At 57.3% G+C, this 13,951-nt stretch carries 18 protein-coding genes and 1 pseudogene; 12 read left to right on the top strand and 7 right to left on the bottom strand.

Going from position 1 to position 13,951, the window contains the following annotated elements; translation table 11 throughout:
* On the top strand, positions 1–126 hold a 126-nt coding region (locus tag ACWB12_RS05785), incomplete at its 5' end, for a winged helix-turn-helix domain-containing protein (protein ID WP_479529114.1).
* A 3-nt stretch (positions 127–129) separates the two neighbouring features.
* Here ACWB12_RS05785 and ACWB12_RS05780 read toward each other — a convergent pair.
* On the bottom strand, positions 130–684 hold the full coding sequence (locus ACWB12_RS05780) for a hypothetical protein (RefSeq protein ID WP_479529113.1): 555 nt from the start codon (positions 682–684) through the stop codon (positions 130–132).
* 61 nt (positions 685–745) lie between these two features.
* Between ACWB12_RS05780 and ACWB12_RS05775 the strand changes: the two genes are divergently transcribed.
* From ACWB12_RS05775 to ACWB12_RS05755, 5 genes are all read left to right on the top strand, one after another.
* Complete coding sequence (locus tag ACWB12_RS05775; protein WP_479529112.1) at positions 746–1,681, top strand: histone deacetylase family protein; 936 nt, start codon at positions 746–748, stop codon at positions 1,679–1,681.
* Entirely contained in the window at positions 1,678–1,920 is a 243-nt protein-coding gene (locus tag ACWB12_RS05770; protein ID WP_479529111.1) for an exodeoxyribonuclease VII small subunit, read from the top strand. The genes ACWB12_RS05775 and ACWB12_RS05770 overlap by 4 nt, the downstream gene beginning before the upstream one ends.
* Positions 1,920–2,789 (top strand): polyprenyl synthetase family protein, encoded by an 870-nt coding sequence (locus ACWB12_RS05765; protein ID WP_479529110.1) that lies wholly within the window; start codon positions 1,920–1,922, stop codon positions 2,787–2,789. Before ACWB12_RS05770 ends, ACWB12_RS05765 begins: the two co-directional genes overlap by 1 nt.
* A 15-nt stretch (positions 2,790–2,804) precedes the next feature.
* Positions 2,805–4,733, top strand: a complete 1,929-nt coding sequence (dxs, locus tag ACWB12_RS05760; protein ID WP_479529109.1) for a 1-deoxy-D-xylulose-5-phosphate synthase — start codon at positions 2,805–2,807, stop codon at positions 4,731–4,733.
* Positions 4,734–4,863: 130 nt separating this feature from the next.
* Positions 4,864–5,055 (top strand): hypothetical protein, encoded by a 192-nt coding sequence (locus tag ACWB12_RS05755; protein WP_479529108.1) that lies wholly within the window; start codon positions 4,864–4,866, stop codon positions 5,053–5,055.
* Between the two features lie 3 nt (positions 5,056–5,058).
* On the opposite strand, the gene ACWB12_RS05750 is transcribed toward ACWB12_RS05755, so the two are convergent.
* On the bottom strand, positions 5,059–5,916 hold the full coding sequence (locus tag ACWB12_RS05750) for an SDR family oxidoreductase (RefSeq protein WP_479529107.1): 858 nt from the start codon (positions 5,914–5,916) through the stop codon (positions 5,059–5,061).
* 116 nt (positions 5,917–6,032) lie between these two features.
* On the opposite strand from ACWB12_RS05750, the gene paaA reads away from it, so the two are divergent.
* From paaA to ACWB12_RS05725, 5 genes are all read left to right on the top strand, one after another.
* On the top strand, positions 6,033–7,025 hold the full coding sequence (gene paaA / locus ACWB12_RS05745) for a 1,2-phenylacetyl-CoA epoxidase subunit PaaA (protein WP_479529106.1): 993 nt from the start codon (positions 6,033–6,035) through the stop codon (positions 7,023–7,025).
* A 74-nt stretch (positions 7,026–7,099) separates the two neighbouring features.
* On the top strand, positions 7,100–7,384 hold the full coding sequence (paaB, locus tag ACWB12_RS05740) for a 1,2-phenylacetyl-CoA epoxidase subunit PaaB (protein ID WP_479529105.1): 285 nt from the start codon (positions 7,100–7,102) through the stop codon (positions 7,382–7,384).
* Complete coding sequence (gene paaC / locus ACWB12_RS05735; RefSeq protein WP_479529104.1) at positions 7,384–8,109, top strand: 1,2-phenylacetyl-CoA epoxidase subunit PaaC; 726 nt, start codon at positions 7,384–7,386, stop codon at positions 8,107–8,109. The genes paaB and paaC overlap by 1 nt, the downstream gene beginning before the upstream one ends.
* Positions 8,103–8,585: a 1,2-phenylacetyl-CoA epoxidase subunit PaaD gene (gene paaD / locus ACWB12_RS05730; RefSeq protein ID WP_479529103.1), complete on the top strand. Its 483-nt coding sequence runs from the start codon at positions 8,103–8,105 to the stop codon at positions 8,583–8,585. The genes paaC and paaD overlap by 7 nt, the downstream gene beginning before the upstream one ends.
* Positions 8,586–8,595: 10 nt before the next feature.
* Entirely contained in the window at positions 8,596–9,645 is a 1,050-nt protein-coding gene (locus tag ACWB12_RS05725) for a 2Fe-2S iron-sulfur cluster-binding protein (protein ID WP_479529102.1), read from the top strand.
* A gap of 126 nt (positions 9,646–9,771) precedes the next feature.
* Here ACWB12_RS05725 and ACWB12_RS05720 read toward each other — a convergent pair whose 3' ends face one another.
* The 5 genes from ACWB12_RS05720 to rbfA form a co-directional block, all read right to left on the bottom strand.
* On the bottom strand, positions 9,772–10,254 hold the full coding sequence (locus ACWB12_RS05720) for an L-2-amino-thiazoline-4-carboxylic acid hydrolase (protein WP_479529101.1): 483 nt from the start codon (positions 10,252–10,254) through the stop codon (positions 9,772–9,774).
* A gap of 9 nt (positions 10,255–10,263) precedes the next feature.
* A complete protein-coding gene (locus ACWB12_RS05715) occupies positions 10,264–11,556 on the bottom strand; it encodes an NAD(P)/FAD-dependent oxidoreductase (protein ID WP_479529100.1) in 1,293 nt (430 codons plus the stop codon).
* A 96-nt stretch (positions 11,557–11,652) separates the two neighbouring features.
* Positions 11,653–12,567 carry a tRNA pseudouridine(55) synthase TruB gene (gene truB / locus ACWB12_RS05710; protein WP_479529099.1) on the bottom strand — a complete coding sequence of 305 codons (915 nt, stop codon included), beginning with the start codon at positions 12,565–12,567 and terminating at the stop codon, positions 11,653–11,655.
* A 55-nt stretch (positions 12,568–12,622) separates the two neighbouring features.
* Positions 12,623–13,348, bottom strand: a complete 726-nt coding sequence (locus tag ACWB12_RS05705; protein ID WP_479529098.1) for a phosphodiester glycosidase family protein — start codon at positions 13,346–13,348, stop codon at positions 12,623–12,625.
* The gene (gene rbfA, locus ACWB12_RS05700; RefSeq protein ID WP_479529097.1) at positions 13,345–13,773 is read right to left on the bottom strand and encodes a 30S ribosome-binding factor RbfA; all 429 of its coding nucleotides are present in this window, start codon (positions 13,771–13,773) and stop codon (positions 13,345–13,347) included. Before rbfA ends, ACWB12_RS05705 begins: the two co-directional genes overlap by 4 nt.
* 74 nt (positions 13,774–13,847) lie before the next feature.
* Here rbfA and ACWB12_RS05695 point away from each other — a divergent pair.
* Positions 13,848–13,951: pseudogene (locus tag ACWB12_RS05695) on the top strand (4-hydroxy-tetrahydrodipicolinate reductase); the annotation flags it as partial.

The raw sequence follows: 13,951 nt of genomic DNA, 5'->3' as shown, positions 1-13,951 counted from the left end.
CAAGCGCAAGAACGCGCGGTGGATGTTCAGATCACGCGGCTACGGCGCAAGATCGAAGAAGACCCGAAACAGCCACGTTATCTGCAAACCGTGCGCGGGGCGGGATATATGCTGGCGCCGGAATAGGCGCTAGTTATCGGGGAAGCATTCGGTAGGCGGGTTGCCATCCCACTTACCAATTGGGCCGCTGGGGGATTTGGTGCGGAAAGTTATTTCGCGCAGGAACGTGCCTCTGGTGCGCACGCCTTTGCCCGACAACAGATTCACATCACAAGTCCCGCTTTTTTCAGGGTCCAGCGTGTCATACCAATTGTAAGTAAATCCGGCGAGCACAAATGTATCATCGCGCCAAGCCACCGTCAGGATCTGGTGCCAGCGGTCACGGCCAATGGATTCGTTCATTGAGCGGATCAGTAGTGAGCCATGCGGCGTGACTGCAAGTTCCGGATGCTGGCCAATTCCGCCAACCCAAACCACTGATTTTGCTTCTGAGAGCAGGTCAAGTTGCCCCTCGGAGTTGCGGACCCAGATGTTCAGATCGGCCTCGCCGCCCTCATCGGTTTCGCGCAATTCGGCACGGTCGATCAATCCGTCGCCTGTCAAGTCAGCGTCAAGGGTCGCGGTGAAATTCTGGGCGAGGGTTGCGGTTGGAAAGAATAGAAGAAGGGTAATTAAGAAGCGCATAGGTAAAATCCTGTTTTGTTCAAAACTTGTTTGAGTTGCAGTATTGCCCTAGCTTTACCCAATGACCACATTATTTTTAACGCACCCCGATTGTTCATTACATATCACACCGGCAGGTCACCCCGAACAGGTGGCGCGACTGGAACATGTGTTGGCAGCGCTAGACGCGCCTGAATTCAAAAGCTTAAAGCGTGAAGAGGCCCCAATGGCGGACGAGGCGCATATTCTGCTGGCCCACCCACCTGCGCATATTGAGCGGATCAGGGATGCCGCACCTACGGATGGCTGGATGTCGCTGGATGCAGACACGCATATGTCGGCGGGCACGTTGAATGCTGCGATGCGGGCGGTCGGGGCGAACATCCGCGCCGTGGATGCGGTGATGGGCGGTGAGGTGCAAAATGCGTTTTGCGGGGTGCGCCCGCCGGGGCATCATGCGGAGCGGGAAAAACCGATGGGGTTTTGCCTGTTTGGCAATGTGGCGATTGCGGCGAAATATGCGCTGGAGCACCATGATGCGGGCCGTGTGGCGATTGTGGATTTCGATGTGCACCATGGTAATGGCACGCAGGATCTGCTGTGGAGAGAGGCGCGGGTGTTGTTTTGTTCATCGCACCAGATGCCGCTTTATCCCGGATCGGGGGCGGCAACGGAGACCGGTGAATATAATAATATCCTGAATTACCCGCTGTCCGAGGGCAGTGGTGGTAACACGATGCGTGCGGCGTATGACAGTGAAATTTTGCCCACGATCGAGGCGTTCAAGCCAAGTTTAATTTTGGTGTCGGCGGGATTTGATGCGCATCGTTCTGATCCGTTGGCAGGGCTGGAGTGGGAGACCGAGGATTTCCGCTGGCTGACGCACCGGATTTGCGATCTGGCGGATAAGGTTTGTGATGGTCGCATTGTCTCGACTCTGGAAGGCGGGTATGATCTGGACGCGTTGGCGGCGTCGGTTGCGGCGCATGTAGAAGTTTTGATGGAGCGCGGCGAATGAGCGACACACCTGTAAACAAGATGAGCTTTGAAGAGGCGATGGCCGCTTTGGAAGCTGTGGTTGGCCAGCTAGAGCGGGGCGATGTGCCGCTGGAGCAATCGATCACCCTGTATGAACGGGGTGCTGCGCTGAAAAAGCGCTGCGAGGCCAAGTTAAAAGAGGCCGAGGAAAAAGTGGCTGCGATCACGTTAGGTGAGGGCGGCGAGCCAACAGGGACGACACCGGTCGAAGGGCTGTAATGTTTCAAAATGCACTGGCAGACGCGGCGGGCCGGATTGGCGCCTGTCTGGAGGAGGTATTGACCCCGTTCGGTGATTTGGAAGTGGCCGATGCGATGCGATACGCGACGGGCGGCGGTAAACGGTTGCGCGGGTTTCTAGTGTTGGAAAGTGCGCGCCTGCACGGGGTTGCGGCGGAACGCGCGGTCTATGCGGCGGCGGCGGTCGAGGCATTGCATGCCTATTCATTGGTGCATGATGATCTGCCCTGCATGGATGATGACGATTTGCGGCGGGGCCAGCCAACGGTGCATGTGAAATGGGACGAGGCCACGGCGGTTCTGGCGGGAGATGCGTTGCAGGCCTTGGCGTTTGAAGTGTTGGCGAGCGACGCAGTGTCGGATGATCCTGCGGTTCGGCTGGCGCTGGTTGCGTCGATGGCGCGGGCCGCAGGGGCACAGGGGATGGTGCTGGGTCAGGCGCTGGATATTTCAGCCGAGACCGCGAGTGCGCCGTTGACGCTGGATGAAATCACAAGGTTACAGGATGGTAAAACCGGCGCGTTGATTTGCTGGTCGGCCGAGGCGGGTGCGGTGATGGGGCGGGCGGATGTCACCCCCTTGCGCCAATATGCCCGCGCCTTGGGCCTTGCGTTTCAGATCGCCGATGACATTCTGGATGTCGAGGGCGATGCCGCGCTTGCCGGAAAACGGCTGGGCAAAGATGCCGATGCGGGCAAGGCCACGTTTGTATCATTGCTGGGTCTAGAGGGCGCAAAGACGCGTGCAGCAGAGTTGGTCATGCAGGCCGAAGCTGCGCTTGAACCTTATGGCGATAAGGCGGATAACCTGCGACAAGCTGCGCAATTCGTTATTACGCGCGAAATGTGAGATACTGGGATTGATATGAACGACAGACCCAAAACCCCGATTCTGGACCGCGTGACAGTTCCTGCCGATATGAAGGCGTTGTCCGACCGCGAGTTGAACCAACTGGCTGATGAGCTGCGGGCCGAGGTGATTTCGGCGGTGTCTGTGACGGGTGGCCATCTGGGTGCAGGGCTGGGCGTGGTTGAATTGACCGTCGCTATCCATGCTGTTTTCGAGGCTCCCAAGGACCGGTTGATCTGGGATGTTGGGCATCAATGCTATCCGCATAAAGTGCTGACAGGACGGCGCGATCGTATTCGCACCCTGCGCCAAGAGGACGGATTGTCAGGGTTCACCAAGCGGGCTGAGTCTGCCTATGATCCGTTTGGGGCTGGGCATAGCTCCACGTCAATTTCGGCTGCTTTGGGGTTTGCAGTCGCGCGTGATCTGGGGGGGGCTCCGGACCACGGTATTGGTGATGCGGTTGCAGTGATCGGTGACGGGGCTATGTCGGCGGGCATGGCTTACGAGGCGATGAACAACGCGGGTCATTTGAAAAAACGCATGTTCGTTATTCTGAATGACAACGAGATGTCGATTGCACCCCCTGTGGGTGCGATGTCGGCCTATCTGTCACGCCTGTATGCTGGCGAGCCATTTCAGGAATTGAAATCAGCCGCCAAGGGGGCCGTCAGCCTGCTGCCGTTTCCGCTTCAGGAAGGCGCAAAGCGGGCCAAGGACATGTTGAAATCCATGACCGTGGGCGGCACATTATTCGAGGAGCTGGGGTTTTCCTATGTCGGGCCAATTGACGGCCACGATCTGGAACAATTGCTGCCAGTTCTGCGCACCGTCAAGGAACGCGCAACGGGGCCGATGCTGATCCATGTGATCACCAAAAAAGGCAAGGGATATGCCCCTGCCGAGGAAGCCCGCGACAAGGGCCATGCAACCGCACAGTTCAATGTGGTGACGGGCGAGCAGAAAAAAACGCCCTCAAATGCGCCGAGTTACACATCGGTGTTTGCCAAAGCATTGCTGCAAGAGGCGGCAGAGGACGACAAGATTTGCGCAGTGACAGCCGCGATGCCGGATGGCACGGGGTTGAACCTGTTTGTCGAACGCTATGGTAGCCGCTGCTTTGATGTGGGGATTGCCGAACAGCACGGGGTGACGTTTTCAGCGGCCTTGGCTGCGGGCGGGATGAAGCCGTTTTGCACGATGTATTCGACGTTTTTGCAGCGCGGTTATGACCAGATTGTGCATGACGTAGCGGTGCAGCGCTTGCCTGTGCGGTTTGCGATTGATCGGGCTGGATTGGTGGGTGCGGACGGGCCAACGCATGCGGGCGCGTTCGACATCGCGTTTTTGGCCAACCTGCCGGGTTTTGTGGTGATGGCGGCGGCGGACGAGGCCGAGTTGGTGCATATGGTGGCCACAGCCGTGTCGATCAACGATAGCCCCAGCGCGTTCCGGTTTCCACGCGGTGAAGGCGTGGGGGTAGAGCTGCCTGAACGCGGTGTGCCGTTGGAAATTGGCAAGGGGCGGATTGTGGCCGGAGGCGCGCGGGTGGCAATTCTGTCATTTGGCACGCGTCTTACCGAGGTTCAAAAAGCAGCCGAGGCATTGGTGGCTAAGGGTATCACCCCGACAATTGCCGATGCGCGGTTTGCCAAGCCATTGGACCGCGAGATGATCTTGCAACTGGCAGCGGACCACGAGGCGCTGATCACCATTGAAGAGGGTGCTGTGGGTGGTTTTGGCAGCCATGTGGCGCAATTGCTGGCGGATGAAGGGGTGTTTGATACAGGCCTGAAATTCCGCATGATGGTATTCCCTGATACTTTCATTGATCATGCCAGCCCTGCTGCGATGTATGCCAGCGCCGCTTTGAGTGCGCCGGATATAGAGGCCAAGGTGCTTGAGGTGTTGGGGATTGCAGATTTATCGAGCCGAAGAGCCTGATAAGCGGCCTTCGCGCAACAGGTTCACGCAAATTCTGTCAATGATGGGCCGTTTTTCGCCGATTTCCTAGACTTGCGATTCTTCAAACCGTTTAACGGAACCTAATAACAAAAAACAAACTGAGGCAGTTATGAAGAAACTTACACTTGCAGCGGCATTCGCCGTTGCCGCACTCCCTGCATTTTCCGGTAGTCTGAGCGATCCAATCGTTGAGCCGATGGTCACAGCCCAAGCAGTCGAGACAGGAACCGTATCATCCGACGGTGGTATTCTGGTGCCATTGATGGCGCTGTTGTTCTTTGCGGTGGCTGCTACAAAATAGCCACTAGACCTTAAGCAAGGCCTGAAGCCCGACCTGATAGGTGGGGTATTTCAACGCCACGCCCAGTTCGGATTTGATCCGTGTGTTGCTGACCGATTTGGACTCAGCGTAAAAACTGCGTGCCATATCGGTCATTTGGGCGGTTGCGAAATCCTCAGCGGGGGGGATCGGAAGGCCAAGCAATTCGGCGGCATAAGCGATCACGTCTTGTGGCGGGGCGGGATTGTCATCGCAGACATTATAGATGCGTCCGGGGTTTGGTTGGGCGATTGAAGCTGCCAGAACCGTTGCGATATCTTCAACATGAATACGGGAAAACAGCTGGTTTGGTTTAACGATCCGGCGTGCCGTGCCTTTGCGCACCTTGGCAAACGGGCCGCGACCGGGGCCGTAAATTCCGGCAAGTCGAAAGATGTGCAGCGGTAGGCCAGTATCTGCGGCAAGGGCTTGCCATTCGGCTTCGGCTTTTACACGCAATTTACCGCGGTTCGTGGCAGGAGTCAGGGGGGTATCCTCGTCCACCCACGCGCCGTCATGGTTGCCGTAAACCCCGATGGTCGAGAGGTATCCGACCCATTTTAGCTGTGGCGCGATGGCAGTGATCCGGTCGCGCAGAGCGTTCAGCATAGGGTCGCCTTCGGCGGTGGGGGCGATTGATATCAGCAGATGTGTGGCGCTGGCGAGCGCGCCCAAAACATCGTCGCCGGGCCAGTGGATGGCCGTGGCGCCCTGTGCGTGGATCGCAGGCAGGTTTTCAGAATCGCGGCTGGTGCCGATGACCTGCCAGCCAAGGGGAATCAGCTGTTGGCCAAGGGCCTGCGCCGAATAGCCGTGGCCAAAGGAAAGAAGTGTGTTTTTCATATTGGGACTATTCGGGGATCATGGCCTAAGTGCAAGTTTTCAATGCATTACAAAAATTGCTTTGACGGGGAAGTTTTGTAACGTATTGTCATGGGTAGGAAACAAAGGACGCGACTATGTATTCACAAGGGTTGATCGGGGCCGATGGGCGCACCGAAGAGTCAGACGAGTTTTTGGCGGTTTTTCAGGCGCGGATTGATGCCGAGGAAAAGATCGAGCCGATGGATCCGATGCCCGAAGGGTATCGGCGCACGTTGATCCGACAAATTGGTCAGCACGCCCATTCCGAGATTGTCGGGATGCTGCCCGAGGGCAACTGGATCACCCGTGCACCGAGTTTGAAACGCAAGCTGGCATTGCTGGCCAAGGTTCAGGATGAGGGCGGGCATGGGCTGTATCTGTATTCAGCGGCGGAAACTCTGGGCGTAACCCGCGAGCAGATGACCGAGGAATTGCATTCAGGCAAGGCAAAATATTCGTCGATATTCAATTACCCAACTTTGAGTTGGGCTGATATGGGGGCGGTAGGTTGGTTAGTCGATGGCGCAGCTATTATGAACCAGATCGCATTGTGCCGGTGTTCATATGGGCCTTATGCGCGGGCGATGATTCGAGTCTGTGCCGAGGAATCGTTTCACCAGCGGCAGGGCTACGAGATCATGCTGACATTATGCGCTGGCACTAAGGCGCAAAAGGACATGGCGCAGGATGCGTTGAACCGTTTGTGGTGGCCTTCTTTGATGATGTTTGGTCCGCATGACGGTGACAGTGCCCATTCCGAGCAGTCGATGAAATGGAAGATCAAGCGGTTTTCCAATGATGCGCTACGTGAGAAGTTTATTGCCGCGACGGTGCCGCAGGCCGAGTTTTTGGGGCTGACGGTGCCGGACCCTGATTTGAAATGGGACGATAGTTTGAATGGTGGCAAGGGTGGTTACCGGCATGGTGACATTGACTGGGATGAATTCTGGCGCGTGGTCAAAGGTGACGGGGTGATGAACCGCGAGCGTGTGGCGATGCGCAAGGCGGCTTGGGATGACGGTGCCTGGGTTCGGGAAGCGGCGTTGGCACATGCAGAGAAGCGGTCTGCTAAACTGGCGGCTGAGTAGGAATTAAGGGCAGGAACGGGGGGCCAACCCCCCGCGCCCCCCGAGGTATTTAGGAAAAGAAGAAGGGAATAAAGATGGGCAACGAGACTCCGCTTTGGGAAGTTTTTATACGGCCACGCAATGGGTTGGCGCATAAACATGTGGGCAGTTTACACGCGGCGGACGAGGCGTTGGCGTTAAGTGCAGCGCGGGATGTTTATACGCGTCGCGAGGAAGGGAATTCGATTTGGGTGGTTCGCTCAAGTGCGATTGCGGCGAGTGATCCTGCGCGGGCGGGGGAGAATTTTGATCCCGCAGAGGACAAAATTTATCGCCATCCGACGTTCTATGAAATTCCTGATGATGTGGGGCATATGTGATGGCTCTGTATCGGGCACTGATCGAGCTGGCGGATGATCATCTGGTGCTGGGGCATCGGTTGTCAGAATGGTGTGGCCATGCGCCGATGCTGGAAGAGGATTTGGCGCTGTCCAATTTTGCGCTGGATGTGATTGGCACAGCGCGGTCTTTATATACCTATGCCGCAGAGGTTGAGGGCAAGGGGCGCAGCGAGGATGATCTGGCCTATTTGCGTAGTGAGCGGGAGTATTTGAACTGTTTGCTGGTGGAGCGACCGAACGGGGATTTTGCTCATACCATGTTGCGGCAGTTCTATTTTGCAGCTTTCATGGAGCCGTTTTGGCAGGCGGCGTTGGCGTCGGATGACACGGTAATTGCGGGCATTGCCGGCAAGGCTGTGAAAGAGATGGGGTATCACATTCGTCACGCGGCGGAATGGGTCGTTCGGCTGGGGGACGGCACCAAGGAAAGTGGTGTGCGGATGCAGGCTGCGGTGGCAGCGTTGCATCCTTATTGGGAAGAGATGTTTACGCCAAGTGACTGTGAAGTGTTGCCGGATCGTGCAGCGTTGCGCCCTGCTTGGGATGCGACGGTGAAATCTGTATTTGGCGAGGCTGGGCTGGAGTGGCCTGAGCCGGTTTATGGACAGGTTGGCGGGCGCATTGGCGAGCATAGCGAGGTTCTGGGTCGGATGCTTTCGAACATGCAGTATTTGCAGCGGGTTCATCCTGGGGCGATATGGTGACTATGGCGGATAAGGCATGGGCGGTGGCAGCAGCGGTGCCCGACCCCGAGGTGCCATGTGTGACCGTCGCTGATCTGGGAATTCTGCGCGAGGTGGTGATGGAGGGCGATGTGGTGGTGGCCAAACTCACGCCGACCTATTCGGGCTGTCCAGCTGTGCAATTCATCGAGGAGGCTGTGGCCGAGGCATTGCGTGGCGCGGGCTATCAGGCGCGGATTGAGCGGGTGATAACGCCTGCGTGGACGACCGACTGGATCACGGATGAGGGGCGTGAGAAGCTACGCGCCTACGGGATCGCGCCGCCGAGTCAGGCCAGTAATTCCAAGCGGGCATTGTTTGGCGAAACCGTTGTGGCCTGTCCACGATGTGGATCTGAAGTGACTGAAAAACTTAGCGAATTTGGCTCGACACCTTGCAAGGCGCATTACCGCTGCAAGGATTGTCTGGAGCCGTTTGACTATTTCAAATGTATTTGAGGAGAGTGCAATGGCATTTCATGAACTGGTGATTTCCGAGGTCTGGCAAGAGGGTGCGGACGCAGTGGCTTTGGTGTTTGAGGTGCCTAAGGAATTGGCCAAAATCTTTGCCTATGTACCAGGGCAGTATCTGACTTTACGGGCTGAAATTAACGGTGAGGATGTGCGGCGGTCCTACTCGATTGCCAGCGCTCCGAAGGGTGCGTTATGTGTCGGAGTGCGACAGGTTGAGGGTGGTTTATTCTCGACTTATGCCCAAGGATTGCAGGCGGGTGAAAGCATTCTGGTGATGGAACCCGAGGGGCGTTTCAGGCTGGCGGAGCAACGCGATGTGCTGCTGATCGCGGCGGGGTCGGGGGTGACGCCGATGGTGTCGATTGCATCGGCTGCGCTGGAACGCGGGGCGACGGTGACGATGATTTATGGCAACCGAGATTTTGCCCATGTGATGTTTCGCAGCGAGTTGGAAGCGCTGAAAGATCAGTATATGGGGCGGTTCACATTGATCCACGTTTTAAGCCGCGAGGAGCAGGATGTGCCGCTGCTGAATGGCCGGATCACCGGCGAGAAAATTACCCAGATGGCCAAGGCCGGTGCGATTGATCTGGCCGTGGCAGACGGGGTTTTTCTGTGTGGTCCGGGCGAGATGATTGCGGACGTTTCCGATGCTTTGGCTAGGTTGGAGGTGGCGGCAGGTGACATTCACAGCGAGCAGTTTACACCAGATGGTGAAGCGCCAAAGCAGCGTTCAAAAGCGGCACGGGAGGTGGCGCAAAGCGGGGTTGAGGTCGAGGTTATTCTGGACGGGACGCGCAAGCGGTTTTCGGTTGAGGAGGGTGATGAAAACATCGTGGCAGCGGCCGGACGGCAAGGGCTGGAATTGCCCTATTCCTGCAAGGGTGGAATGTGCTGCACATGCCGGTGCCGGGTGACCGAAGGCACATCGGAAATGGCGACGAATTATTCGCTGGAACCGTGGGAGCTGGAGGCCGGATTTACGTTGGCGTGCCAGACGCGGCCAACGTCCAAAAAGCTGGTACTGGATTTTGATGCGGCATGAGATGGGTGAAAAATGGGTATATGAATTCCATATGAATCGCATATGAAAACCATATGACTCTTTGTCGGGGTTGTTCATAAGAGATTTTGGGCCTCCGGCGGAGGTATTTACGGCAAGAAGAAGAGGTTATTTAGTGCTGGGTTTTATGCGGTAGCGAAAATCGCAATGGTCGGCACCCTCCATGATGGTCTGGGTGCGGGTCAGCTCAATATTGTCGGAAAAGCCGATGCAATAGCTGCCATCGCGGTTGCATGATAGCAAGTGGCCGATTTCACCCAGCCCCATTTTGCGATACATTTTGGCGTATTCACATCGGGTGATGTTGTAGTCCAGATGAGTGTCGGTTTCTTGCAGATAGGTGCGCTCCAACGCGTCATCGGCATCCCACAGGTGATGGTTGGCGGCGAGGTCCGCAAGGGTCGGCATGTGGTCGTACCCAGCGCGGAATTCACGGCCTTGTGTGATGGCGGAATTGGCGATGGAAATGCGGATGATTTCTTGTGCTTCTTCTTTGCCAACGCGCGATTTTAGCACGTCATATATTTCCTTGATCAGCTCGGCCTCGATCCGGCGCTTTTCTATCATCGGCATTTGGGATGGTTTGGTCATATCGAATCCTTACAAGCGGGGTGGGCGTTTATCGCGGTAGCGATATTTGGTTAGCGCGGCGGGGGCGACGTGTTTGGCGATGGTGTGAAACGGGATCGGGTTTGGGGTGGACAGCGGGATGGCGAGGTCGGCTTGTTTGGCGCCGAGCAGGGCCTCGGCCAGTTGAATGCCAAGCGGGATGGTCAGGGCGAGGCCGCGACCGTTGTAGCCGGCGAAACCGACGTAGTTTGGCCCCAGATGGTGGAAGCGCGGGAAGAAATCGGTGGTGATGCCGACGTAGCCGCACCAGATGTGACTGAATTGCGGGTTTGGCAGTTGTGGGAAGGTTTTGGTCAGGCGTTTAGCGATGTATTTTCGAAGGCGTGCGTGGGCGTTGGTTTTGAACATTAGGGCGCTGCCGGTGATCAGGCGGTTTTCGGCGTCTTTGCGAAAGAACTGTAGGTCGCCGCGGGTGTCGGAGATGGCGGGGTTTGTCGGCAGGATGCTGGCATTTTGTTCATCGGTGAGCGGTTCGGTCGCCATTTGCCATGAGGTGATCGGGATAAATGAGCGTTTAATTGGGGGGGCGATACCGCCGGTGTAGGCGTTGGTGGCCAGCAGGACGGCGCCCGCGATGATGGTTGCGCCAGGGGTTTTGATCAGCCAGTTTTGGCAAGCACGGCTGACTTTGGTGACGGGGGTGTTTTCATGGATGGTGACGCCTGATTTTGTGCAGGTTTCGGCGAGGCCGCGGGTGAACATCAACGGGTTGATGTGGCCGCCTGTCGGGTTGAACATGCCGCCATGCCATTGGGCGGAGCCGATCAGGTCGCGGGATTCATCGCGGGTGAGCAGGCGGGCGGGGGCGCCGCGTTTTTGCCATGCCGCGGTGCGGGATTCTGACAGGCGCATGTGGGCGACGGAATGGGCGGGTTGGAACCAGCCGGTCTGGTTTGCCTCGCAGTCGATTTTTTCGGTGCGGATCAGGTCGAACAAGGTGGTGGCGCTGTTTTGCAGCAGGTTGACGAAGCGGGTTCCGACCTCGCCGTATTCACGCTCGATCCGGTCAGGTTCGGCGGCGGAGAGGATCGGGATGACTTGGCCATTGTTGCGGCCTGATCCGCCAAAGCCGATTGTGTGGCTCTCGAGCAAGGTAACTTGGTGGCCCTTTCGGGCCAGATGCAGCGCGGCGGAAAGGCCGGTGAGGCCACCGCCGATCACAACGATTTCGCACTTGGTCGGTTCGGTCAGGGCGGGGGTCGGCGTGCGCGTAGGGCTGGTGGTTTCCCAGATCGAGGCGGCGGGTTTTTCGGCGGGCTGCATAGGGGGACTATTGGCAGGAATGCTGTGATTGTCGAGGGGGTAGTACAGAAGAAATTCTATGCCTGCGGCGCAGGTATTTAGGAAAAGATGAAAGGGTTAAGAAGGGATGTTGAACACGCGCGTTGGGTGGAGCTCGCCGGATTTATAAGTGCCTACAGCGACGGCTTTGCCATCGAGAGAGGCCCATGCTTCGTCGCCATATTCCACGTCGGATGTGATCACCATGCCGGGGTTGCCGTGGCGTAGCTTTGCGGCGGCTTCAGCGGTGCAGCGCAGTTCGGGGAGGTCGGCGAGGCCCTCCTCTAATGGCCGTAGGTATTGGTCGATGTCGCCGGTTTTGGCCAGTTTTTCCACGGTTTCCATGCTGATGCCATCGTGTGCCTCAAACGGGCCGGACCAGACGCGGTGCAGGGTTTTGACGTGGGCGTGGCAGCCCAGAAATTCGCCTAGATCGCGGGCGATGGAACGAACGTAACCACCTTTGCCGCAGATCATTTCAAGGATGACGTGGTCGGGGTCAGGACGTTCCACCATCTCCAGTTCTTCGACCCAGAGCGGGCGGGCTTTGATTTCGATTTCCGCGCCAGCGCGGGCCAGTTTATAGGCGCGTTCGCCGTCGATTTTGACGGCTGAGAATTGCGGCGGGACTTGCATTATGTCGCCTACGAACTGGGGCAGGGCTGCGCGAATTTCATCATCAGACGGGCGCGCGTCGGAGCTGGCGATCACCTCGCCTTCGGTATCATCTGTGTTGGTGGCTTGGCCCAAGCGCACGGTGAAGCGGTAGGCCTTTTGCGCACCCGTAATATAGGGCACGGTTTTGGTGGCTTCGCCCAGGGCAATCGCCAACACGCCGGTTGCTTCGGGGTCAAGCGTGCCTGCGTGGCCTGCCTTTTTGGCATCCATCGCCCAGCGAACTTTGTTCACCACCGCGTTCGAGGTGATGCCAGCGGGTTTATTAATCACCAGCCAGCCGGAAATGTCGCGGCCATTTTTGCGTCTGCGTCCCAAGGGTGTGCTCCGGTTTAGGTTAGATTGTGGCGTTTAGTGCGACTGCGCCCACGCGTCAACGGGGGATCACAGATCCAACGATAACACCAAGCGGGAACCCTGTATCATGACGGTTCAGGTTTGGCGCATAAAGGCGCGAAACTTTGCCATCGAAATAGAGCGCATTGGGCGTTTTCAGGTGGTCGCGGAACAGAGAGCCGAATTCGTGAAATGTGACGCGGGTGTTGGAGATTACAAAGAAGGCGCGCGTTCCATCCGACGTTACGCCGACGCCGTTGCGGATGTAACGCGAGGTGGCATCGAGGAGGAAACGGGGGTGCAGTTCGCCGTCGATCACCAGCATCGGGCCGGATTGGGTGGCGTTTGGGCAATTGGCTTTAAGAAGGCGATAGATGTTGGTTTCGATCACGCTGAAGTGCTGTTTGCTGAAACAGAAAACGCCGTTGGGTTTGAGGCCAAAGTTGCCGTAAGTGCCGCCGTCAGCGAGGGGGGTGATTTCTGTGCCATTTTCGATGAACAGGCCGACGGGGGTTCTGTCTTGATGGTACATGCCTGCGTTCATGGCAAAGCCGAGGGTCTGGTTTTGGGTCGCGAGGGTGTCGTTGATTTGGCCAAAACTGCCGTAGAGTTTACCGCTGGTATCCGAGTGAAACAGGCGCAGGTCATCGGTGATCGAGATTTCGCATATGGTGTAATCATTGGCTTTATAATGGGTCAGGATTTCGCAGGCGGATGCTACGCCGGGCAGGATCAGGAAAAGGGCGAGCAGAATGCGGATCATTCGCCGCCTCCATCGCCATCCCCTTCGCCCACGCCTTGGGTGTCGCGTATTACGTCATCTTGGGCCAGCATGCGGCGGGTGTCGTCCATTTGATCAAAGGTTTCGTCGATCAGGAACCGGATTTCGGGTGAATATTTCAGGGCCAGCGTTTTAGAGACCGCGCGGCGGATTTCATAACGGTTGGTGCGCAGGGCGAGCAGGGCTTCGTCTTTGCCTTTGCCACCCAAGGGGAGGATAAACGCGGTGGCGACCCGCAGGTCGGGCGATGTGCGGACCTCGCCGACAGTGATCGACATGCGGTTCAGGTCCGGATCGTGGATATCACCACGGTTCAGGATGTCCGAAAGCGCACGGCGGATCAATTCGCCGACGCGCAACTGGCGCTGGGTTGGCCCGCGCGAGGAATGGTGTGTTTGCTTTGCCATGATGTGCATCTAAGCAGGTTGCGCGCGCGGTGCAAGCGGGGCAAACTGATCTGGCGGATTTCAAGGAGCGAAAAATGAGCGATTTACCGGGGATTGTGGTGAACGGGGTATCGGGGCGGATGGGCCAGATGCTGGTGCGTTTGGTGTGTGAAAGCGATGCGGTGCGGTTGGTTGGTGC

Source organism: Profundibacter sp. (genome assembly GCF_056498605.1).
Note: the sequence above shows the minus strand (reverse complement) of the source record. Positions and strands in the feature narration are given on the sequence as shown.